21 protein-coding genes and 3 pseudogenes are annotated in these 22140 nt (G+C 63.8%); 16 read left to right on the top strand and 8 right to left on the bottom strand.

Annotated elements, in window-relative coordinates; genetic code table 11:
- Positions 1-379: 379 nt before the first annotated feature.
- Positions 380-720, top strand: a pseudogene (locus FHW96_RS08125) (helix-turn-helix domain-containing protein); the annotation flags it as partial.
- Positions 716-1087, top strand: a pseudogene (locus FHW96_RS08120) (IS5/IS1182 family transposase); the annotation flags it as partial. The pseudogenes FHW96_RS08125 and FHW96_RS08120, both read left to right, overlap by 5 nt.
- A 302-nt stretch (positions 1088-1389) precedes the next feature.
- Here the strand turns inward: FHW96_RS08120 and FHW96_RS08115 are convergent.
- The 3 genes from FHW96_RS08115 to FHW96_RS08105 all read right to left on the bottom strand — a co-directional run bounded on the left by FHW96_RS08115 (position 1390) and on the right by FHW96_RS08105 (position 4174).
- Positions 1390-2091 (bottom strand): DUF1013 domain-containing protein, encoded by a 702-nt coding sequence (locus FHW96_RS08115; RefSeq protein WP_168603213.1) that lies wholly within the window; start codon positions 2089-2091, stop codon positions 1390-1392.
- Between the two features lie 158 nt (positions 2092-2249).
- Positions 2250-2900, bottom strand: coding sequence for a glutathione S-transferase family protein (locus FHW96_RS08110; protein WP_172340264.1), 651 nt, complete (start codon positions 2898-2900; stop codon positions 2250-2252).
- A gap of 269 nt (positions 2901-3169) precedes the next feature.
- The gene (locus FHW96_RS08105; protein WP_172340062.1) at positions 3170-4174 is read right to left on the bottom strand and encodes an NAD(P)H-quinone oxidoreductase; all 1005 of its coding nucleotides are present in this window, start codon (positions 4172-4174) and stop codon (positions 3170-3172) included.
- 97 nt (positions 4175-4271) lie between these two features.
- On the opposite strand from FHW96_RS08105, the gene FHW96_RS08100 reads away from it, so the two are divergent.
- The 6 genes and pseudogenes from FHW96_RS08100 (at position 4272) to FHW96_RS08075 (ending at position 9572) form a co-directional block, all read left to right on the top strand.
- Entirely contained in the window at positions 4272-4502 is a 231-nt protein-coding gene (locus tag FHW96_RS08100) for a DUF1192 domain-containing protein (protein WP_172340061.1), read from the top strand.
- Positions 4503-4672: 170 nt separating this feature from the next.
- On the top strand, positions 4673-7078 hold the full coding sequence (gene clpA / locus FHW96_RS08095) for an ATP-dependent Clp protease ATP-binding subunit ClpA (RefSeq protein WP_253950820.1): 2406 nt from the start codon (positions 4673-4675) through the stop codon (positions 7076-7078).
- Positions 7079-7172: 94 nt separating this feature from the next.
- The gene (gene hemB, locus FHW96_RS08090; protein WP_172340060.1) at positions 7173-8180 is read left to right on the top strand and encodes a porphobilinogen synthase; all 1008 of its coding nucleotides are present in this window, start codon (positions 7173-7175) and stop codon (positions 8178-8180) included.
- Positions 8173-8722 (top strand): annotated as a pseudogene (locus FHW96_RS08085) (GNAT family N-acetyltransferase). Before hemB ends, FHW96_RS08085 begins: the two are co-directional and overlap by 8 nt.
- Before the next feature lie 9 nt (positions 8723-8731).
- Entirely contained in the window at positions 8732-9304 is a 573-nt protein-coding gene (locus FHW96_RS08080; RefSeq protein WP_172340059.1) for a gamma carbonic anhydrase family protein, read from the top strand.
- The gene (locus FHW96_RS08075) at positions 9291-9572 is read left to right on the top strand and encodes a DUF167 domain-containing protein (protein WP_172340058.1); all 282 of its coding nucleotides are present in this window, start codon (positions 9291-9293) and stop codon (positions 9570-9572) included. Before FHW96_RS08080 ends, FHW96_RS08075 begins: the two co-directional genes overlap by 14 nt.
- Positions 9573-9585: 13 nt before the next feature.
- Here the strand turns inward: FHW96_RS08075 and FHW96_RS08070 are convergent, their stop codons facing one another.
- The 3 genes from FHW96_RS08070 to FHW96_RS08060 all read right to left on the bottom strand — a co-directional run bounded on the left by FHW96_RS08070 (position 9586) and on the right by FHW96_RS08060 (position 12217).
- Complete coding sequence (locus FHW96_RS08070; RefSeq protein ID WP_172340057.1) at positions 9586-10200, bottom strand: YoaK family protein; 615 nt, start codon at positions 10198-10200, stop codon at positions 9586-9588.
- Positions 10201-10629 (bottom strand): group II truncated hemoglobin, encoded by a 429-nt coding sequence (locus FHW96_RS08065; protein ID WP_371815667.1) that lies wholly within the window; start codon positions 10627-10629, stop codon positions 10201-10203.
- 73 nt (positions 10630-10702) lie between these two features.
- On the bottom strand, positions 10703-12217 hold the full coding sequence (locus FHW96_RS08060; protein WP_172340055.1) for a M23 family metallopeptidase: 1515 nt from the start codon (positions 12215-12217) through the stop codon (positions 10703-10705).
- A gap of 170 nt (positions 12218-12387) precedes the next feature.
- Between FHW96_RS08060 and FHW96_RS08055 the strand changes: the two genes are divergently transcribed.
- From FHW96_RS08055 to FHW96_RS08035, 5 genes are all read left to right on the top strand, one after another.
- Positions 12388-14973: a helicase-related protein gene (locus FHW96_RS08055; protein WP_253950818.1), complete on the top strand. Its 2586-nt coding sequence runs from the start codon at positions 12388-12390 to the stop codon at positions 14971-14973.
- 2 nt (positions 14974-14975) lie between these two features.
- Complete coding sequence (locus tag FHW96_RS08050) at positions 14976-15290, top strand: RNA-binding S4 domain-containing protein (RefSeq protein WP_172340053.1); 315 nt, start codon at positions 14976-14978, stop codon at positions 15288-15290.
- On the top strand, positions 15287-15625 hold the full coding sequence (gene fdxA, locus FHW96_RS08045) for a ferredoxin FdxA (protein ID WP_172340052.1): 339 nt from the start codon (positions 15287-15289) through the stop codon (positions 15623-15625). The genes FHW96_RS08050 and fdxA overlap by 4 nt, the downstream gene beginning before the upstream one ends.
- Positions 15626-15972: 347 nt before the next feature.
- Entirely contained in the window at positions 15973-16506 is a 534-nt protein-coding gene (locus FHW96_RS08040) for a CarD family transcriptional regulator (RefSeq protein WP_168603226.1), read from the top strand.
- Between the two features lie 128 nt (positions 16507-16634).
- On the top strand, positions 16635-17363 hold the full coding sequence (locus tag FHW96_RS08035) for a head GIN domain-containing protein (protein ID WP_172340051.1): 729 nt from the start codon (positions 16635-16637) through the stop codon (positions 17361-17363).
- A 12-nt stretch (positions 17364-17375) separates the two neighbouring features.
- On the opposite strand, the gene FHW96_RS08030 is transcribed toward FHW96_RS08035, so the two are convergent.
- Entirely contained in the window at positions 17376-18326 is a 951-nt protein-coding gene (locus FHW96_RS08030) for an L-threonylcarbamoyladenylate synthase (RefSeq protein WP_172340050.1), read from the bottom strand.
- A gap of 53 nt (positions 18327-18379) precedes the next feature.
- Between FHW96_RS08030 and FHW96_RS08025 the strand changes: the two genes are divergently transcribed.
- On the top strand, positions 18380-19207 hold the full coding sequence (locus tag FHW96_RS08025; protein WP_172340049.1) for a DUF815 domain-containing protein: 828 nt from the start codon (positions 18380-18382) through the stop codon (positions 19205-19207).
- Positions 19208-19458: 251 nt separating this feature from the next.
- Here the strand turns inward: FHW96_RS08025 and FHW96_RS08020 are convergent, their stop codons facing one another.
- Entirely contained in the window at positions 19459-20940 is a 1482-nt protein-coding gene (locus FHW96_RS08020; protein WP_172340048.1) for a sorbosone dehydrogenase family protein, read from the bottom strand.
- A gap of 89 nt (positions 20941-21029) precedes the next feature.
- Here FHW96_RS08020 and FHW96_RS08015 point away from each other — a divergent pair, with 89 nt between their 5' ends.
- Both FHW96_RS08015 and FHW96_RS08010 read left to right on the top strand, forming a co-directional pair.
- Positions 21030-21518 (top strand): GAF domain-containing protein, encoded by a 489-nt coding sequence (locus FHW96_RS08015; RefSeq protein WP_172340047.1) that lies wholly within the window; start codon positions 21030-21032, stop codon positions 21516-21518.
- Between the two features lie 99 nt (positions 21519-21617).
- Positions 21618-22109, top strand: coding sequence for a hypothetical protein (locus tag FHW96_RS08010; RefSeq protein WP_172340046.1), 492 nt, complete (start codon positions 21618-21620; stop codon positions 22107-22109).
- Positions 22110-22140: the final 31 nt, after the last annotated feature.

Here is a 22140-nt window from a genome sequence, read left to right as displayed (position 1 = left end):
AAATGGTGTCCATGATTACCGCAATCAATGAAACAGCATCATGCATGTAAACGTGCCGGTGGCAAGATCCGACAGACCAGTCGCTTAGGCTGCTCAAGAAACTCCCGGAGCGGCAGGTTTTAGAATTGCCCGCCACCCGTTCAACCTCGGTGATAGACGCGTGGCCGCCTGACCCGTTTACGCGAGCGCAGCCATAGCCATCTCATTCAACTATATCTGGTGATTTTGACGCGAGAAGAAAGGACGTCATTAGGGCGCGTGGATCTGTAATTGCCGTCGGCCCTAGGTGTCTGGTTGCGACACATCATTGGGACATGGTAAATGAAGCCATCTCAGATCATGCGTGGCGCTTTTCCGCACTTGCTGAAGAGGTTTCGTGATGGTGCAAATACATCCCCAAGCCCAGCCACACCTGCTGTACGGGCGGAGATTGCCCGTTCGGCTGAGCCCGCCAGCGTCGTGGCCAAGCGCTATGGCATAAGCGATGAAACCGTGCGCAAGTGGCGCAAACGTGGAGAACAGGCGGTCCAGGATCGCTCGAGCCGACCCAAACGACTGGCGTGGCGCATGAGCGAGGAAGAACGCGCGATTATCTGCGCGGTACGCCGCGCCACGGGTTTCCCTCTGGACGATCTTACCTTCGTGCTTCGGCACTTTCTGCCGCACCTCAATCGCGACAGCATCTATCGAGTGCTCAAGGCCGAGGATCTTAACCGCCGAGCGCGAGGCGGCGCTGACCATGCTGGAACGCTTGGATGGCTGCCACTGCACCACACTGGGCGCCGACAAAGCCTACGACACGGCCGATTTCATCGCCAATCTGCGCGCGTTGAGCGTGACACCGCATGTCGCGCAAAACACCGCTAACCGGCGCTCGGCAATCGGCGGCCGCACCACCCGACACCTTGGGTATGCCGTCAGCATCCGCATCCACAAGCGGATCAAAGAGGTCTTCGGCTGGGCCAAGACCTGCGGCAATCTGCGCAAGACCCGTCACAGAGGACTGCCGCGCGTGGGCTGGGCCTTCACACTGGCCGCCGCCGCCTGCAACCTGGTGCGCCTGCCAAAGCTGCTAGCGACGGGATAAGTACGCCCGTTTTTCGCCAAATAGGCGAAAAATCTCGCATGCGCCCGCACCAGGCGAGGAAGAACGCCTCGGCGCATTCATCCAACCCGCCAACGGGGCCTAGACCGCGCCATTCAGCGCCTATTTCCGCAGCCTGCTAAAACATCCCCCAATTCACAAACCTTCGAACCCACGCGCCACCCCATAACAGGATTGCAAAGGGCGCCCGCCCTTTGCCCGCCGGAGGCACCCCTTCCCCTCAAAAAAACAAAAAAAGGGCCACCCAAAGGCAGCCCCCTTTTCACAACAATAAACCGAAGCGCTTATTCGCGACCCTCGGCCTCGGCAGCGCGCTTGGCGGCGAGCCATGCGGCGGCTTCGGCTTCCTGCGCGGCTTCGCTGGCGGCCTTGGCTTGGGCTTCGCGGGCGGCGCGCAGTTCTTCGATCAGCGCGTCGCGGTCGCTGCCCAGACGCTGGACGTCGGCTTCGTCATCCTCAGCGCTGCGGCCCTTGGCGGCCTTGGCCACCATCGCGTCCAGTTCGCGCTGCGAGCACAGGCCCAGCGTCACGGGATCCTTGGCGGTGATGTTGCCGATGTTCCAGTGGCTGCGGTCGCGGATCGCGGCGATGGTGGTGCGGGTGGTGCCGATCAGCTTGCTGATCTGGGCGTCCGACACTTCGGGATGGTTGCGCAGGATCCAGGCGATGCCGTCGGGCTTGTCCTGGCGCTTGGACACGGGCGTATAGCGCGGGCCCTTGGTGCGGCTGACAGTGACGGGCGCCTTGAACATTTTCAGGCGATAGTTGGGGTCGTTCTGGCCGCGTTCGATTTCGATGGCGGTCAACTCGCCCGCGCGCAGCGGATCGCGGCCCATATACTTGGCGCTGGTCAGATCGTCGGCCATCGCCTGCACTTCAAGAATGTGCAGTCCGCAGAAGTCTGCGATCTGCTCAAACGTGAGCGCGGTATTGTCGACAAGCCACGAGGCCGTTGCATGCGGCATCAGCGGGGTGGGCTGGGTCACGGGTCATCTCCGAGCGTGTTTGAGGCGGGAAAAACCCACCAAAACCGGGCACAAAATAGAAGGGCCGCCCCTTCACGGAGCGGCCTAACCTTTTCCCCATAAGCGCGGGATTGATTCTGGGCAAGCGTTTTGCCGCAAAATTGCGCGGATTTGCGCCGTTAATTCAGCGCGACAAAGCCCGGCAGGGCCTCAATCCGGCTGATCCAGCGTTTGATCGCGGGAAAATCATCCAGAACGAAGCGACCTTCCTCGGCCACGTGGGTATAGGCAAAGAGCGCGATGTCGGCCAGCGAGACGCCATCGCCCACGAACCAGTCATGGGCCGCCAGATGTTCGTCCATCAGCCGCAGCGCCGCCTCGCCCGCGTTGCGCTTGGCGTCCAACTGCCCCTTCTGCGCATCGCTCAGATTCTCTTCGCCAATATAGGCCAGCCAGAAGCGCAGCGTCGCGACATTGGGTTCGTGATTATACTGTTCAAAGAACATCCAGCGCAGCATGTCGGCCTGCGCAAACCGGTCGGTCGGGATCAGGCGCGAACCGCTGGCCAGATACCAGCATGCCGCATTGCTTTCGGGCAGAAAGCGGATGCCGCTGGCCCCGGCGATTTCCAGCACAGGGATGCGGCCATTGGCATTGACCCGCGCAAGGAATTCGGGGGTCCGCGTCTCGCCTTTGCGGATATCATAGGCCCGCCGCGACAAAGGCAGGCCCAGCAGGGCCGCCGTCAGCCGGATCTTGTAGCAATTGGCCGAAATCGGATCTTCATGCAGGACAAAGGCCTGTCCATGCAGCGACGCCTTCCAGATCATGTCATCGGGAAAGGCCAGTTCGACGGCCTGCCCGACATTCACCCCGTCCTGCCCATGCACGGCATAGGGCAGGCTGAGCGTGGAATCGACATGCGAGGACGAAATGCAGCAACGCCCCGAGAGCTTGCCGCCCTCATCGCCGCGCCATTCCTGCCCTGCTTTGGCGGCGCCTTCAAAGACGCGCTCCATATCGTTCCAGGTGACTGCACCGCGCCCCTTTCGGATTTCAACCCAGGCCCGATCATCGCAAAGGCGCAGCAACGGATAGCTCATACCACCTCCAGCACAATCTTGCCGACCAGATCGCCCGATTCCATCTGCGCATGGGCCTGCGCCGCCTGTTCCAGCCGATAGGTGCGCGCCATCACCGGGCGAACCTCGCCCTCATCGACCAGCGGCCAGACATTGGCGGCGATTTCCTGCGCCAGCAGCACCTTGAACGCATTGGACCGCGCGCGCAGCGTCGAACCCGTCAACGTCAGGCGGCGCGCCATAACCTGCCACATCGGCACATCGGCCTTGGCCCCGCCCTGCACCGCGATGGTGACATGGCGGCCATCATCGGCCAGACACTTCATATTGCGCGCGACATAATCGCCCGCCACCATGTCCAGCACCAGATGCACGCCTTCGCCATTGCTGATGCGTTTGACCTCTTCGACGAAATCATGGCTGCGGTAATTGATCGCATGGGCCGCGCCCAGTTCGAGCGCGCGCTCGCATTTCTCGTCGCTGCCGCAAGTGACGATCACCTCCAGCCCGAACGCCTTGCCCAGCGTGATCGCCATCGTGCCGATCCCGCTGGTGCCGCCATGGACCAGCACCCGCTCGCCATCGCTAGCCCAGCCGCGTTCGAACACATTGTGCCAAACAGTGAACAGGGTTTCCGGAATGGCCGCCGCCTCGACCATCGAGAGGCCGTCGGGCACGGGAAGGCAAATGCCCGCCTCGGCAATACAGTATTGTGCGTATCCCCCGCCGTTGACCAGTGCACAGACGTTCTGGCCCAGCAGCGCCGGATCGGCCCCGGCCCCCAGCGCAACCACCTCGCCGGCAACCTCAAGCCCGAGAATCGGCGAATGCCCCTTGGGCGCGGGATATTGGCCAAGGCGTTGAATCACATCGGGGCGATTGACCCCGGCAGCGGCCACCTTGATCAAAACCTGCCCCGCCGCAGGCATGGGTACAACCAGGTCCGAGACCGTCAGAACCTGAGCCGGACCCGGCTGATCGAACGTCACCGCCTTCATAAATTCGGGAAGCACAGACCCCATGATTGCCCCGCAATGCTGCAATACACTCAATTTAACTGTAATCTCTAACCGCGCACCCTGTTGACAGCAAGCGAAAGCAGTCCGATGCTCTCGATCTATGGAAGATGAAGATCGCCCCCATGCCTTGGCAAGCGGTCGTAAGGACGCCGCCGCCTCTCTGGCTTCAGAGAGCCTTGATCCCTATTCGGTCGATGAACTGGATGCGCGGGTAAAGCTGCTGGAAAACGAGATCGAGCGGGTGCGGGCACATAAGGCGCGCAGCGCAACCAGCCGTCTTGCCGCAGAGGCCCTGTTCCGGTCGCCCGCATCATCGGGTGAGGCAAGCTGATGCGCCCGCTCCCTCGCAGCGCCCCCCCTCGTAATTGTCCCGGGGATCGCCATATAGGCTTCATCAAACCTGTTGCCCCATATTTTTCCGGGACATCCTCCCGGCCCCTTCGCCCCTCCCTGCCCTCCAGCCCCCAGCCCCCAGCCCTCTTAGTAGCGAAAGCGCGACCGATGCCCAGTTTCGCCCAAAGTCTCGAAAAGACCCTCCACGCCGCGCTGAGTCAGGCGTCGGAGCGCAGCCATGAATATGCAACGCTGGAGCATCTCCTGCTGGCGTTGATCGACGATCCCGATGCGTCGCAGGTGATGATTGCCTGCGGTGTGGATCTGGGCGATCTGGCCGAGGCGGTGAAGCAATATCTGGATCAGGAATATCAGAGCCTGAAGACCAAGGAAAAGGGCGATCCGGCCCCGACCGCCGGTTTCCAGCGCGTGATCCAGCGCGCCATCCTGCATGTTCAGTCCAGCGGCAAGGATACGGTCACCGGCGCCAATGTGCTGGTCGCGCTGTTTTCCGAGCGCGATTCCTATGCGGTCTATTTCCTGCAACAGCAGGATATGAGCCGTCTGGATGCTGTCAGCTTTATCAGCCACGGCATCGGCAAGGGCGGCAAGAAGATCGAGGACAAGAGCCCCAAGGGAGCCGAGGCCGAAGAACCGCGTCAGGAAGAAAAGCAGGAAACCAAGTCTTCCAGCAACGCCAACAAGAAGGATTCGGCGCTCGATCAGTTCTGCGTCAACCTCAATGAAAAGGCGCTGGGCGGCAAGGTTGATCCGCTGATCGGGCGCGGGCCCGAGGTGGACCGCACGATCCAGATCCTGTGCCGCCGGTCCAAGAACAACCCGCTCTATGTGGGCGACCCGGGCGTGGGCAAGACGGCGATTGCCGAGGGCCTTGCGCGCAAGATCGTCGAGGGCGAAGTGCCCGAGGTGCTGGCCAATGCGGTGATCTATTCGCTCGACATGGGTTCGCTGCTGGCCGGCACGCGCTATCGCGGCGATTTTGAAGAACGGTTGAAGCAGGTCGTTTCCGAACTGGAAAAGATGCCGCACGCGATCCTCTTCATCGACGAAATCCACACCGTCATCGGCGCGGGCGCGACCAGCGGCGGGGCGATGGATGCGTCCAATCTGCTCAAGCCCGCGCTCTCGGGCGGCTCGATCCGCTGCATCGGCTCGACGACCTATAAGGAGTTCCGCAATCACTTCGAAAAGGACCGCGCCCTGCTGCGCCGGTTCCAGAAGATCGATGTGAACGAGCCGAGCGTTGAGGATACGATCAAGATCCTCAAAGGTCTGCGCACCGCGTTCGAGGATCACCACAAGGTGAAATACACCCCCGGCGCGATCAAGTCGGCGGTGGAGCTGTCGGCGCGTTACATCAACGACCGCAAGCTGCCCGACAAGGCGATCGACGTGATCGACGAAGTGGGCGCGATGCAGATGCTGGTGCCGCCGTCCAAGCGCAAAAAGACCATCACCGAACGCGAGATCGAGGCCGTGATCGCGACGATGGCGCGCATCCCGCCCAAGTCGGTCAGCAAGGACGACCGCGCGGTGCTGGGCCATCTGGAACGCGATCTCAAGCGTCAGGTGTTTGGCCAGGACAAGGCCATCGAAGTGCTCTCCTCGGCCATGAAGCTGAGCCGGGCGGGCCTGCGCGATCCCGACAAGCCGATCGGCTGCTTCCTCTTCTCCGGCCCCACGGGTGTCGGCAAGACCGAGGTGGCCAAACGCCTGTCGGAAATCATGGGCATCCCGCTCCAGCGTTTCGACATGTCGGAATATATGGAGCGCCATTCGGTGTCGCGCCTGATCGGCGCCCCTCCGGGCTATGTCGGCTTCGATCAGGGCGGTCTGCTCACCGATGCCATCGATCAACAGCCCCATTGCGTGCTGCTGCTCGACGAAATCGAAAAGGCCCACCCGGATCTGTTCAACATCCTGCTTCAGGTGATGGACAATGGCCGCCTGACCGATCACCACGGCAAGACGGTCGATTTCCGCAACGTGATCCTGATCATGACCACCAACGCGGGCGCGTCCGACATGGCGCGCAGCGGCATCGGCTTTGGCGACATCTCCAAGGCGGATGCGGGCGAGGAAGCGGTGCGCAACCTCTTCACGCCTGAATTCCGCAACCGTCTGGATGCCATCGTGCCCTTTGCCTATCTGGGCAAGGAAGTGGTCAGCCGCGTGGTGGACAAGTTCATCCTCCAGCTCGAACTGCAACTGGCCGATCAGAACGTTCATATCCAGTTCGACGCTTCGGCGCGCGAATGGCTGGGTGATCGCGGCTATGACCGGCTCTATGGCGCGCGGCCGATGTCGCGCTTGATACAGGACAAGGTCAAGCAACCGCTGGCCGAGGAACTGTTGTTCGGCAAGCTGGCCCATGGCGGCGAGGTCAATGTCACGGTCAAGGAAGGCGAGGACGGCAAGAGCGAGCTGACCTTCCTGCTCGTGCCGGCCGCGCCCAAACTGGACGCGAAAAAGACGCCCAAGGGCAAGAAGAAGTCGAGCGCCGCATCCGAGCCGTCCGAAAACGGCGGCGAGAATGAGGGCGAGAGCGAATAAGACGATAAATCAAAGGATTGAAGGGTGGGGCAAAACGTCCCGCCCTTCAATTGACCCTTTTCGTCAAGCGGCAACGGGTTTAGACCCTGCGGCCATGACCCAGACCATCCCCGCGCCCTTTCCGGCGCTTCGCCTGCGCCGCACCCGAGCCACCGGCTGGTCGCGCGCGCTTCACCGCGAAAACATCCTGACCCCTGCCGATCTGATCTGGCCCCTGTTCGTCACCGAGGGGCAAGGCGTGGAAGAACCGATCCCCTCGCTGCCGGGCGTTTCGCGCTGGAGCGTGGACGGCATCGTGGCGCGCGCGAAAGAGGCCGTGGCGCAGGGCATCCCGGTGCTGGCGCTCTTCCCCAATACGCAGGCCGAACGCCGCAGCGAGGATGGCGCCGAGGCGCTCAACCCCGACAATCTGATGTGCCGCGCCATCCGCGCGATCAAGGAAGCCTGCGGCGATGATATTGGCGTGCTCACCGATGTCGCGCTCGATCCCTATACCAGCCATGGTCAGGACGGGCTGATCGACGATGCGGGCTATGTGCTGAATGACGCCACGGTTGATGTGCTGGTGGGCCAGTCGCTCAATCAGGCCGCCGCAGGGGCCGACATCATCGCCCCGTCGGACATGATGGATGGCCGCATCGGCACGATCCGCGCCGCACTGGAGGCCGAAAACCACCATAACGTCCAGATCATGTCCTATGCCGCCAAATATGCCAGCGCCTTCTATGGCCCGTTCCGCGATGCGGTGGGGTCGCGCGGGCTGCTGAAGGGCAACAAGAAGACCTATCAGATGGACCCGGCCAATGCCGAGGAAGCCCTGCGCGAGGTCGCCGTCGATCTGGCCGAGGGCGCCGACAGCGTGATGGTCAAGCCCGGCCTGCCCTATCTGGACATCGCGATCCGGGTGAAGCAGCAATTCGGCGTGCCGGTCTTTGCCTATCAGGTGAGCGGCGAATATGCGATGATCGAGGCCGCCGTGGCCGCAGGCGCGGCGGATCGCGACACGATGGTGCTGGAAACGCTGTTGGCCTTCAAGCGAGCGGGATGCAGCGGGGTGCTGACCTATCATGCGCTGCACGCGGCGCGCCTGATGAATGGATAAATTGCCCATCATCACCGAGAGGCTGATCCTGCGCCCGTGGGAGGATCGCGACCGCGATGCCGCATGGGCCATGGCGCAGGACCCCGAAGTCATGCGCTACCTCCCCCCCGCTCACCCGCGAGGGCAGCGATGCGATGATCGACCGGATGATGGCCATGCAGACCGAGCATGGCCACACCTTCTGGGTGATGGAGCGGCGGGGGGAGCGGCACGGCGATGGGCAATTCCTTGGCATGTGCGGATTTTGTCCGCCCCGCGCGCCGCTGGCCGAATATGAGATTGGCTGGCGTCTGGCCCGCGCCGCATGGGGGCAAGGGTTTGGCACGGAAAGCGCCCGCGCGGTGCTGGACTGGGCTTGGGCGCATCGCACCATGCCCACCATCGTTGCCATCACCACGCGCGAAAATGCCAAAAGCCGGGCGCTGATGGAGCGGATCGGCATGGCCTATGCCCCGCATGAAGATTTCGATCACCCCGCCCTTCTGGAAACTGATCGCTTGCGTCCCCATGTTCTCTATCGCATTGCACGGCCGAAGAGCTGAGAGGACACCATGCGTTCAGACGTTACCATCGCCCCGTTCAAGGGCATCTGGCCCCGCATCCATGAAAGTGCTTTTATTGCACCAGGTTGCAGGATTATCGGCAATGTCGAAATCGGGCCTGACGTCAGCATCTGGTACAATTGCGTGATTCGCGGCGATGCCAATTCGATTCGCATCGGCGCGCGCAGCAATATTCAGGACGGCAGCGTGGTCCATTGCGACAGCCCCAAACCGGGCATGCACGATGGTTTCCCCACCGTCATCGGCGAAGATGTGCTGATCGGCCATATGGCTATGGTGCATGGCTGCACGCTGATGGACCGCTCGTTCGTCGGGCTGGGCGCGATTGTCATGGATGGCTGCGTGGTCGAAGAGGATGCGATGCTGGCCGCAGGCGGGCTGCTCAGCCCCGGCAAGCGCATTCCCAGCCGTCAGATGTGGATCGGCCAACCGGCCCGCTATGCGCGCGAGCTGGACGATGCCCAATTGGCCGACATGCAGCGCGGCGTGGCCGCCTATGTCCGCAACGGGCGCGAGCATAAGGCGGCGCTGGACGATATGCTGCTGCATGGCGCGGCCTAAAGTCGCCCTGCCCGCGCCCGAGGCCATCCGCGCGCTGGTCGATGGCGAGGGCAGGCTGGCGGTCAAGGTGACGCCGGGCGCGCGCAGCGAGGGTCTGGAGATTGTCGAGGGCCGCCTGCTGGTCAAGGTCCGCGCCAAGCCTGAGGACGGCAAGGCGACCGAAGCGGTGATCGAACTGGTGGCGCAGGCGCTGGGCATGGGGTCGAGCCGGGTGACCTTGCTGCGCGGGGCAACTTCGCGGGAAAAGCTGCTCTCTATTGCCGCGTGATTCGGCCTGCGGCCTAGGGCCGCGTGATGCGAATGGCGGCCAATGTGGCAACGGCAGCCCATGCCGCGCCCAGCCACAGGCCGGCCTCTGGATGATGCAGCCCCATGGCCGCGCCGCCAAGGCCCCCCAGCACCAGACCCAGCCATAGCGCCAGCCCGGCGCCTGCCCCCGGCACCTTCTGTCCGCCCAAGGCTTGGCCAGCTTTCACCAACGCCCCGGTCACATAGGTCAGCGCCAGAGTGCCCTCGCCCTCACGCTGAAACGTGGCGTTCAAGGCCCCCATCGCCAGCACCAGCGCCCCTTGCGCAATCACCGTGCCATGCCCGACGGCCCCGACCGCCAGCAAGGCGCAGACCATCCCCAGCACCGCCACCTTGCGCCACGGCCCCGAACGCGCCGCCACCGCCGTGCCCAGCGCCACACCCAGCACAAAGCCCAGAATCAGCCCCGCCGGCACCAGCGCGCGGCGCATATCGCTGGCCAGATCGACCGCCATGCGCGTCGAATTGCCCGACATGAAGGAGATGAAATAGCCGCCATTGGCGACAAACCCGCTGGCATCGACAAAACCCGCCAGCGCCGAAAGCGCGATGGCAAGGTTGCGTCGGGAGCGGTCGAGCCTGTGCATTCAGTCCGCTGATGCCTCAACGGGCACCATCGAACCGGCGATTTCCTCAAGCACGCCCGCCATGGCATCGGCCATCACTTTGTCCGCCGGGGCCACATCGGCAATCGCGCGGCGCATGGCGGCGGCCCATTGATCGGCGGTTTCGCGGGCGATGGGCAATCCGCGATGCATGCTCATCATGCATTTTCCCGAAGCGAACCAGTCGCGCGGCCCACCCGACCATCCGGTCAGAAAGCCCGCCAGACTTTCGCGCATCGGCCCCAAATCGGCGGCATGCATCGCGCGCAACGCCGCATAGGCCGGATCGCCCTCCATCAGATCATAGAAACGATTGGTGATCGCCGCGATCACCTCGCGCCCGCCCAGCCGCTCATAGGGCGTCTTGCGGGCAACCTGTTCGCCTTCGGTCTGGTCGGCTTCATCACTCACGGGGGCAATCCTTATGCAGGGGGGTCTATCAAACCTCGCTGCCATGCGCCAGCCTGTCGGGCTTTGACGCCAATCAATAGGTCGCGTGGGGAACCGATCCCATCGCCATATGCGCGCCCATTGGCCCCCCAATTTGGCCAAGCGCCTCAGAAGGTTTCACGTGAAGCACAGCCGCCAGACGCGCGCGAAACGCGGCCAGCTCGGCCCGGTCCACCCCGGCGCGCACGGTAAAGCCCACCGACATCGGATCGACCGCCGCCCCGCCGCGAAACACTTCATAATGCAGATGCGCGCCGGTCGACAGGCCGGTCGAACCGACATAGCCGATCACCTGCCCCGCGCGCACCCGCATCCCAGGCGACACGGCAAAGCGGGAAAGATGGCCATAGCCGGTGGACACCGCCCCGCCATGATCGAGCCGAATGTAATTGCCATGCCCCCCATGCGGCCCGACGAAATTGACCAGTGCATCGGCCACCGCATAGACCGGCGCGCCCCATGGCGCAGCAAGGTCTGTGCCCGCATGCATCCGCGCAAAGCCAAGGATCGGATGCAGCCGCAGACCAAAGCCCGAACTGATCCGCGCGCCCGCAACCGGCATTACCAGCGCCTGTGTTGCGCGTTGTTCGGCCATGTCGGAGGCGTCATAGAATTGCGCATCGCGGCCCTTGCCCCAGCGCAGCAATTGCTTGGCCATTCGCCCATGCGATTCGATCGAGGCATATTGCAGATCGCCCACCTCGACCTGACCATCGGGCGCGCGTTTATAATCGACCACCATGTCGAACACATCGCCCTGATGGACCTCATCAAGGCTGAGATGCGCGTCGATGGCGGCCAGGAATTGCTGGATCGCCTTCATCGGCGCACCCGCCGCCCGCGCCGCGCGATAGACGCTGGCCCCAGCCACGCCGCGGATGCGCAGCGGCGTTGAATCGACCGGCAGAACATGGCGGACCACAGCAAAGCCGTCCGCCGAACGGGTCCCAGAACGTGTCAAAGTCAGATCGAGATCGAAACGCGCGCGCAGCGAAAGGCTTTCGAGCGGGCGCGGCCTGTCCGGCGCGGCGGCGCGGCCCAGATGCAGGGCAAAGCGCGTGCCGGGCGCAATCTCGTCCAGCACGCCCGCCGAGGCCAACGCGCTACGCACCGCGCCGACATCATCGGCCGAAACCCCGGCGCGGCCCAGCATGGCCTCGACGCTATCCTCCTGCGCCAGCATCACCGACAGGTCGATGCTGGGCCTTTCGGGCGCCTGCGCCAGCGGGACAAGGCGAGCGGTCGGCCCCATTCTTTGCCCGGTATCGCCGCCATAGAGCAGCGGCTGCACGGTCTGGCTGCGCCATTCCTCGCGCGCGGTGGCGTCCATCGGCTGCGATTGGATCGTCGGCCCCGCCGCAATGCCCGGCCACAAGGCCAGCGCCAGCCCGATCCCGCCCAGCATCACCCCCAGCCCGCGATACCAGCGCGCCGTGCCGATCTCCTCGGCCAGATCAGTGGCGAAATCGAAACCGCGCAAGGCCCCCTTCATCCGCGCGGCCAGAGCCGACGGCAAGACGACAGGGGTGGAAAAAGCGCGGCTTGCCATGATGGCCTTTGCAAAGGAGATTTCTACGCATCCCTCCCTGCCGCAAGAGGGTTAATCCATCGCTAAATCTGTGGTCTTTTGGTCCATTGACCCCTGAATGCGACAAAGCGCCCCTTGCAGGGCCCCGCGCGCTTTGCCACATTCATCGTGCAATGGTTCACACCCCCAACTTGCGCGCTTCGCTTCGCCCGCAACAATCCCACGATGGCCGGGTAAAGGCCGTGCTTGGCCCCACCAACACCGGCAAGACCCATCTGGCCATCGAGCGGCTTTGCGCCCATTCCTCTGGCGCCATCGGCTTTCCGCTGCGTCTGCTGGCGCGTGAAGTTTATGAAAAAGTCTGCGCGATCAAGGGTGCGGAGCATGTCGCGCTGATCACCGGCGAGGAGCGGATCGAGCCGCCAAATGCGCGCTGGCTGCTCTGCACCGTCGAGGCAATGCCCGTTCGCGGCGGGCCGAAGCAGGGCGGCCCCAAACGAGACAGCGCCCGTTTCACCGACCTGTCCTTTGTCGCCATCGACGAGATCCAATTGTGCGGCGACCGGGATCGCGGGCATATTTTCACCGACCGCCTGCTCCATGCGCGCGGGCGCGATGAGACGATGCTGCTCGGCTCCTCGGTGATGGAGCCGATGGTCAAGTCTCTGGTGCCAGAGGCCGAGATCGTCAGCCGCCCGCGCTTTTCCACGCTCAGCCATTCGGGCGCGAAGAAGCTGTCGCGCGTGCCGCCGCGCAGCGCCATCGTCGCCTTTTCCGCCGAGCAGGTTTACGCCGTGGCCGAAATGCTGCGCCGGTTTCGCGGCGGGGCGGCGGTGGTGATGGGCGCGCTGTCCCCGGAAACCCGCAACCGCCAGGTCGCCCTCTATCAATCGGGCGAGGTCGATTATCTGGTCGCCACCGATGCCATCGGCATGGGGCTGAACCTGGACATCACCCATGTGGCTTTTGCGGGCCTGTCGAAATATGACGGGGTGCGCCAGCGCCGGTTGCTGCCCACTGAAATGGCCCAGATCGCCGGGCGCGCGGGGCGGCATCAGCGCGACGGCACCTTTGGCACGCTGGCCGGGACCGGGGGCCATGACGCGGAATTCACCGACGAAGAAATCTACGCGATCGAGGAACACCGCTTTGCCCCGCTGAGCAAATTGTTCTGGCGTGAAAGCGATCTGTCCTTCGATTCGGTCGCGCGGCTGATCGACTCGCTCGAACGCCCCCCGGCCAAGGCCGAATTGATCGCTGCGCCGCCGGCCATCGATCTGGCGGTCTTGAAACGCCTGGCCGAGGATCCCGATATTGCACCCGGCGTGCGCGGCACCGGCATGGTGCGCCGCTTCTGGGAGGCCTGCTCGCTGCCCGATTTCCGCCAGCAGGGGGCCGAGACTCACGCACGCTTTGTCGCTCGCCTGTGGGAGGAATTGCGCCACGGGGTGCTGGGCGCCGACACCGCGCCGCGCGCCATCGCCCAGCTCGACAACACGCAGGGCGATATTGACACGTTGCAGGGCCGGATCGCGGCGGTGCGCTCGTGGTCTTATATTTGCCAGCGGCCCGACTGGGTTTTGGCGCGCGAGGAAATGGCGGCCCGCGCGCGCGAGGTGGAATCGCGCCTGTCCGATGCTTTGCACGCCCGCCTGACCGAGCGTTTCGTCAACCGACGCACCACCGTTTTGATGCGCAAGCTGGGGCCGGATGCGGGCCTGCTCTCGGTGACGATGGAGGGCGACGATGTGCTGGTTGAGGGCGAGAAGATCGGCACGCTGAGCGGCTTTGTTTTTCGGGTTGATCCTTCGGCCCGGCATGAGGATGCCCGACTGCTTCAGGCGGCGGCGGAAAAGCATCTGCCCGATCTGCTGGCCCGGCGCGCGGGCGAATTGATTGCGGCGCTGGAGGCGGGCGAGGCCGATGTGGATATGCAGGGCGAGAGCATCGTCTGGCATGGCCATCCTCTGGCGCGGATCGCGCGGGGGCGGGCGCTGCTCAACCCCACGCTCAGCCCCGCACCCTTGCTCGACCGGCTTGCCGCCCCCTTGCGCGCCGATCTGATCGCAGCGCTGGGGCAATGGCTGGCGCGGCGGTGGAAACCGCTGGCTCCGCTGGCCGCGATGGAGGCGGCCAGCCTTGATCCCGAGAGCGGGTCGGACCTGCGCGCGCTGCTCATCCGCATGATCGAGGGGGGCGGGATGGTTGATCGTGCCGCCTCGGGGGTGGAAAAGCTCTCCCCGCCCCAGCGCGATGTGTTGCGCAGGCTGGGTGTGCGGATCGGGCCGCTCGATCTGTTTCATCCCGCGATGGTCAAGGCCGCGCCGCTGATCCTGTGGCAATCGGCGGTGGGGGCAAAGGGCATTATCGCCCAGCCCATGGCCCCGGTGGTCAAGCTGAGCGAAAAGCCGGTGCCGCGCTTCTATCGCCGGTTGGGTCAGGAGGCGCTGCGCATCGACCGGGCCGACCGGCTGCTGCGCGAGGCCCATGGGCGGCGCAAGGCGGCGGGCGGAAAGGGCGGAAAGGCCAGCTTTTCTCTCGATCCGGCCGAAGCGGTGAAGATCGGGCTTTCGACGCGCGCCTATGCCCATCTGCTGCGGCTGGGCGGATTTCGCCCGATCATGCCGCGCGTGCTGCCTGCAGAGGTCTATGGGCCGCCCGCGCCGCTGGTCTGGCGCTGGCAGCCGCCCCGGCGCGAGGCCGAAGCATCGACCCGTCAGCACGCCGCCATGGATTCCGACAGCCCCTTTGCCGCTCTGGCCTCGCTGGTGGCCTAGGGATGCGGATCGACAAACTCCTGTGGTTTCTACGTCTGGCCAAAACGCGAGGGCTGGCGCAGGAGTGGGTCGAAGCCGGCCATATCCGCCGCAATGGTCAGCGCATCGAACGCTGTTCGGCCTCGGTCGCGGTAGGCGATGTGCTGGTGCTGCCGGTGCCTTCGGGGGTGCGGATCATCCGCCTTATCGACATGCCAAACCGGCGCGGACCGGCAAATGAAGCACAAAGCTGTTATGAGGTGCTTGACGAGACACGCCCTTCCCCACTAGCAGCGGGGAAAGTTTGTTCTTCATCGAAAGGGGATTTGCAGCCATGACCTATGTCGTTACCGACGCCTGCATCCGCTGCAAATACATGGATTGCGTGGAAGTCTGCCCGGTTGACGCCTTTTACGAAGGCGAAAACATGCTGGTGATCAATCCGAGCGAATGCATCGATTGCGGCGTTTGCGAACCGGAATGCCCGGCCGAAGCCATTCTGCCCGACACCGAAAGCGGGCTGGAGCAGTGGCTCGAGCTGAACACCAAGTACAGCGCCGAATGGCCCAACATCACCACCAAGAAGGATTCGCCCGCCGACGCCGACGAATTCAAGGGCGTGGAAGGCAAGTTCGAAAAGCTGTTCTCCGAAGCGCCGGGCGAAGGCGACTAAGAGAATATACCCGGGCGGCGAATCACCCCCGGAAGGCATTTTCGGATGCCCGAACGATAAAATTTTGCTGCCAGAGGCTGGGGTTGCGATAAACGCACCGCTGGCCTCTGGCAATTTTGTTACAGGCGTGCTATATAATACGACAGTCGCGACGGGCTGTTCCTATGTCTGGCCTGTCGTCATCGCAAAGAACCGGGTCGAACCCCCTGACCATGAAAGGCATCGTTGCAGCACTCGGTTGATGGCGCGCATCATACCGCAGCGAAAGCTCATCACTTTCGCACGGTCTGCGTGAAATCCGCCGTGATCCTCTCCATGTTGCACCGGGCCGAGTGAAAGGACGATAGATGACCGCCAAGGCGCACGCCTTCGATGTCGGAGATTACGTCGTATACCCCAAGCACGGCGTTGGCCGGGTGATCGAACTGCTTGAGCAGGAGATCGCGGGGATGAAGCTTGAACTGTATGTGTTGCGGTTTGAAAAAGAACGCATGACGCTGCGCGTTCCGGTTAACAAGGTCGAAGCCATCGGCATGCGTAAGTTGTCCTCGGACAAGACGCTGCGCGAGGCGATGGACACGCTCAAGGGCAAGCCCAAGGTCAAGCGCACCATGTGGTCGCGCCGCGCCCAGGAATATGAAGCGAAGATCAATTCGGGCGATCTGGTTTCGATCGCCGAAGTGACGCGCGACCTGTTCCGTGCCGACGATCAGCCCGAACAGTCCTATTCGGAACGCCAGATCTTTGAAGCCGCTTCCAGCCGCCTTGCGCGCGAACTGGCTGCGATGGAAAAGACCGACGAACCGGCTGCTCTGAAGAAGATCCTTGCGATCCTTAACGAGTATGCGCCCAAATATTACGAAGCTGCCGCCGCCGTCTGATCGGCCGGGGCCCGTATGGGTTTGCAAAGAGGGGCTGCCCGCTGGGGCGGCCCCTCTTTCTTTGGGGCTTCCCATTGGCTGCATGGTGTATTACAACACCAATACGCAATACGTCAGGGAGCAGCCCCATGGACTTTCGCAAGATCACTTCCGCCTTTGCCCCGATCATAGCCATCGGCATGACCACGATGCTTTCAGGATGCCACGATGGCGAGATTTCGCTGCATGGCGCAGGCAAACCATTGGCCGAACTCGACCTGTCGGGCCCCGCGCCTGACAGCCTGGTGCTGCTCGGCCCCGACAGCGTGAAGATCGAAACGGGCGAAAAACTAGCAATCAAGGTCGAAGGCGATCCCGAACAGGCCGCCCATCTGCGCTTTACGCTCAAAGACGGCACACTGGGCATCCTGCGCGACCGCAAGGGACAGGGGCAGGCGGTTTCGGTGCTGGTAACGATGCCCGCGCCCAAATCGCTGACCATGACGGGATCGGGCCGGATCGCCACCGCCGATCTGGCGCGCAAGGCCGAGATCAACATCGTGGGTTCGGGCGATATCGAAACGCCCAAGGTCGAAGGCGAAAAGCTGGAAGTCTCCATCGGCGGGTCGGGCACCTATCGCGGGGCAGGCCATACCGCCGATCTGGAGGTCAATATCGCGGGCAGCGGCAGCGCCGAAATGGCTGCGCTCAAGGCAGACAAGGCCGATATTTCGATCCTTGGCTCAGGCGGGGCGCAATTCGCCTCGGACGGGACGGTCAAGGCCTCGATGATGGGTTCGGGATCGGTGCGCGTCAAAGGCCGCGCCAAATGCGAGGTCAGCGCGATGGGTTCGGGCAAATTGGTGTGCGAGCCTTAAACCCCGCTGATTTTAAAGTGGCGCCGCTGCCCGGCGCAGGCGATCATTGATCGCCGCGCCAATCCCTTCATCCGGGATCGGGGCGATGGCCACTTTGGGCTGCGGCGCATGGGCCGCCTCATGCAGCGCCGCGTAGAGCCGCGCTGCAGCCTCTGCAAGGTCGCCTGAGCGCGAAAGCGTGGCATCGCCCCCCTCGGCTCCAAAAGTGATGTAAAACTCGTCAGCGGCCTTCTCAGGCGCATTCAGGCGCACCGGCTTGCCCGGCGCATAATGGCTGGTCATTTGCCCTGGCGCCTCGATGCCGCGATCCTCATGCGTTTCGCCCTGCCCCAGCACGGCGGCCAGATCCGCCGAGGTGACCGGACCGGGCCGCAGCACCTGCCATGCTCCATCGCCACGCAGGGCCACAATCGTCGATTCAATCCCCGCCTTGCACGCCCCGCCATCGACGATCACCGGCACCCGCGCGCCCAGCGAAGCCGCGACATGGCCCGCCGTGGTCGGGCTGACCCCGCCGCTGCGATTGGCCGAGGGCGCGGCCAGCGGCAGACCGGATTCGCGCAAAATCGCCTGCATCACCGGATGGGCAGGACAGCGAATCGCCACCGTGGGCAGGCCCGCCGTCACCGCTGCGGCCAAGGGCGCATCATCCCGGCGCGGCAGAACCATCGTCAAAGGCCCGGGCCAGAACGCCGCCGCCAGCGCCCGCGCGCGATCATCCAGCACCGCCAGCGCCTCCGCCCCGGGCAGATCCGGCACATGCACAATCAAGGGGTTGAAATCAGGCCGCCCCTTGGCCCGATAGATCGCGGCCACCGCCTCGACGCTATCCGCCCGCGCGGCCAGCCCATAAACCGTCTCGGTGGGCACCGCGACAATCGCCCCATCGCGCAAGGCGCGCGCCGCCAGCGCCAGATCATCGGGCGCGGTGGTCACGATACGGGGAAGATCATTGTCAGCCATGCCTCTCCCGCTATAGCGCAAGAGCAGCAAAGCCAAGCATAAGGAAAGAATTTATGGCCGATCAGGGCGATCCTCTGGCCCGCATTGCCGATGCTCTGGAGCGGTTAAGCCCCCCTCCCCCGGCGGCGGCGCAGTGGCTGGATTATCCCGCTTATGTCTGGGACGGGCGCAAGGCGCGCGGCGTGGCCCGGCTGGATGCGCCCGAATTGCGCCTGCTTCAGGGCATCCAGCAGCAGAAGGAAGCCGTCGCGAGCAATGTCGAAAGGCTGGCGGCGGGCCATGCCTCGCACGATATGTTGCTGTGGGGCTCGCGCGGGATGGGCAAATCGGCGCTGGTGCGCGCCAGCGTGCTGGCCGCCGCGCAAGCCCACCCCGGCGCCATCGCGCTGGTTCAGGTCGCCCCCGATGCGCTCTCCTCGCTCTCGGCGCTCTTTGCCATGCTGGGGCGGATCGAACGGCAATTCCTAACCTTCATCGACGACCTCGGCTTTGAGGAAGGCGACCTGTCCGGCCCGCGCGCGCTGCGCTCTTGGCTCGAAGGCGGGGTCGAGGCGCGCCCGGCCAATGTCCGTCTTGCCGTCACCTCGAACCGTCGCGCCATCGTCGGGCGCAGCTTGGGCGAGCAGGACGACCCCATCAACCCGCGCGATGTGGTGGACGACAAGCTCGCGCTGGCCGACCGCTTCGGCCTCTCCATCGGCTTCCACGCCTGCTCGCAGGACGATTATCTCGCGATCATCTCGGGCTATGCGCAGGAATTAGGGCTGAGCTTTGAAGTCGGCGATGCGCTGGAATGGTCCAAGCGGCGCGGCAGCCGGTCGGGGCGGATCGCGTGGCATTATGTGCATGAGCTGGCCGGGCGGGCCGGGATGAGGGTTTAAGGGAGTTTAGGTGCGAGGGTCTGGACCCTCGCGCTCCCATTACTGTCTGCGTGGCGCCATGGGTTCGGCAGTTGGTGCCGGACGCAACACCTGAAATTTTAAAGCCTGCGGCGCCTTTTACTAGCGCCGCAGGCTTTATATTTCTCGTCCAATCCACGTCCGTGCGAACTCATGCACTACCCCATTCACGGGATTGCAAAGGGCCCCCGCCCTTTGCCCGCCGGAGGCATAAAGCCCCCAAACCTAAACGATCAATTCTCCCGCACCTTCTGATCGTCCTTGAACTTCAACCGATACTGGATCTCCGGATCGCCGTTGAGGTCCTTCTGCGGCGGCAGATGCTTGACCACGACCGGCTTGATCTCGGCAGCGGGCGCAGCGCCCGGCGCCACCACGCGCCAGATAATCCCGGCGGTGTCGTCCGACACCAGCAGCGCGCCATCCTGGGCAAAGTTCAGCCAGGTCGGCCGCCCGTGCGTCTCGCCCTTGCCGGTCAGGAATCCGGTCAACACCTTTTCGGGCAGGCCCTGAGGGTTGCCATTGGCATCAAAGCGCACAAAAACAACGTCATAGCCAGCAGCGGGCTTGCGGTTCCACGAACCATGGCGCGCGATGAAGGCGCCATTGGCATAATGCCCGCCCATTTTCTGGCCGCCCTTCACAAAGGCCAGCCCCAGCGCGGCCACATGCGGCCCCAGCGCATATTCGGGCTTGCGGACATAATCGATCAGGAATTCAGGCATCTGGAACTCGGGCGTGTTCTGATAGACGCGATTGTCCTCATTCTTGCCCCAATAGAACCACGGCCAGCCATAATGCGTGCCCACCGGCACATTGGTCAGATAGTCGGGCACCAGATCGGGGCCGAGCTGATCGCGCTCGTTCACGACCGTCCAGAGTTCCTGCGTCGAGGGATTCCACGCCATGCCATTGGCATTGCGCAGGCCCATGGCATAGCGGCGCGCATGGCCGCTGGCGGTGTCGATTTCATAGATCGCGGCGCGGCCTTCCTCGGCCTTTGGCCCGCGTTCGCCAATGTTCGAGGCCGAACCGATGGCGACGTAGAGATGCTTGCCATCGGGGCTGAGCACCAGATTGCGCATCCAGTGATTGCCCGCCGGCGGCAGATCCATCAGCTTTTTGGGCGCAGCCGTAAGGCTGGTCGCACCCGGCTGAAAATCAAAGCTCAGCACCGCATCATGGTTGGCGATGTAGAGCTTGCCATCGCCATAGGCCATGCCCGAGGGCGAGGAGAGCCCCTCGCGCAGGACAAAGCGCTGATCGGCTACCCCGGTGCCCTTGCTGTCGCGCAGCAGGACGATGCGGTTCGGGCTGGGATCGCCCGCGCCAACGAAGCCCATGAAGATGTTCTGGAAAAATCCGGTGATGCCCCCCGGCCCATTGTCCTTGGGCGCGCCGGTCTCGGCCACCAGCACATCGCCATTGGGCAGCGAGATCAGCGTGCGCGGATGCTGCAGCCCGGTGGCAAAACGGGTGACGCTCAGCCCCTGCGCGGCGGTTGGGGCCTCATTGGCGGCCCAGCCCACCGATTTGACCAGACCCACCGTGGGGAAGCTCTCCGGCTCGGGATCGACCAGCTTGGGCTTGCGGCCTTCCATCTGTTCGATCGGCAAATGCGAAACATTGCCATGCGACAGATAGGCAAAGCCACCTCCGCCAACCAGAACGACGGCACCAAGGGCGATAAGCGATTTGCGCAAAGTAGGGCTCATGCGCGATGAGATAGGGATTTGCCGCGTGGCCCACAAGCCCGGAATGCCACCACTTGGCGGGCGCGGTTTGGCGTATTACATCGGCGCCCATGTTCGACTTTTCCCCCTCGGCCGGTGCGCCCAAATCCGAAATCTACCGCGACCTGCGCGAGGCCGCGCTGGCCATCACCGATGGCGAGAGCGATGGCGTGGCCAATATGGCCAATGTGGCGGCGCTGATCTGGCAATTCCTGCCCGATCTCAACTGGGCCGGGTTCTATCGCGCCATCGGCGATGAATTGGTGCTGGGGCCTTTCGTGGGCAAACCGGCCTGTATCCGCATCCCTTTTGGCCGGGGTGTGTGCGGGACAGCGGCGGCGACTGGCGCAACTCAACTGGTGCGCGATGTCCATGCCTTTCCCGGCCATATCGCCTGCGACGGGGCCAGCGCCTCGGAACTGGTGGTGCCGGTGGTGGTCGATGGGCGCCTGGTGGCGGTGATTGACCTCGACAGCCCTCTTCCGGCCCGGTTTGACGATGAGGATGCCATGGGGATCGAGGCGCTGGCTTCGGCTATCGGAGGCGTGTTAACCTCGTAAATTACCGGATGATGGACGTTAAGCTTTCACTTGGGCGCAGTGATTGTTTCTGATATTAACCTTTATGAACGAGGTTCCCGTCATGAAGGTGCCAAGCCCATGTCCATCCGCGCCCTGCTGATCGTCGGTTTTGTTTCGACTGGCTTCATCGCCGCTCCCGCCATGGCCCAGACTTCGGGCCAGATGTCGTCAGGGCAGGTTTCGGCCATGCCCCTGCCTGCGCCCTCGCCGGCCGGGGCCAGTTACAGTCAGGCCGCGCCGGGTACGTCTGTCTCCACCGCCTATGCCGCGCCGCCCGCCGCCGGGTTGCAACCGGGGGGCATGCAGCACGGCCCATGGCTGGCCGAATGCGAGCGGCGGTTGAACGCTGTGCCCGGCGCAGATGTCTCGCAATCGTCGGGCGCGTGTCAGGACTGGTGGGCCTATTATCAGGGTGGCGGCGCGCCTCACCCTACCTATGGCTATTCGATCCCCATCAGCGTGATGGAAGAAGTCAAAGCCGATTGCCCGCCGCAGGTGATCGAAAAGCGGGTGATCCAGCGCCGTGTGATCCGGCAAAAGATCGTCCGCGATAAGCGCATCCCGATTTGACGTGAAAATGGTCTGACGTGAAAAAGGGGGC

Origin of the sequence: Novosphingobium sp. SG751A, assembly GCF_013149295.1 — a bacterium.
GTDB lineage: Bacteria > Pseudomonadota > Alphaproteobacteria > Sphingomonadales > Sphingomonadaceae > Novosphingobium.
The sequence above is the reverse complement of the archived record's forward strand: the minus strand, read 5'-3'. Positions and strand labels throughout refer to the sequence as shown.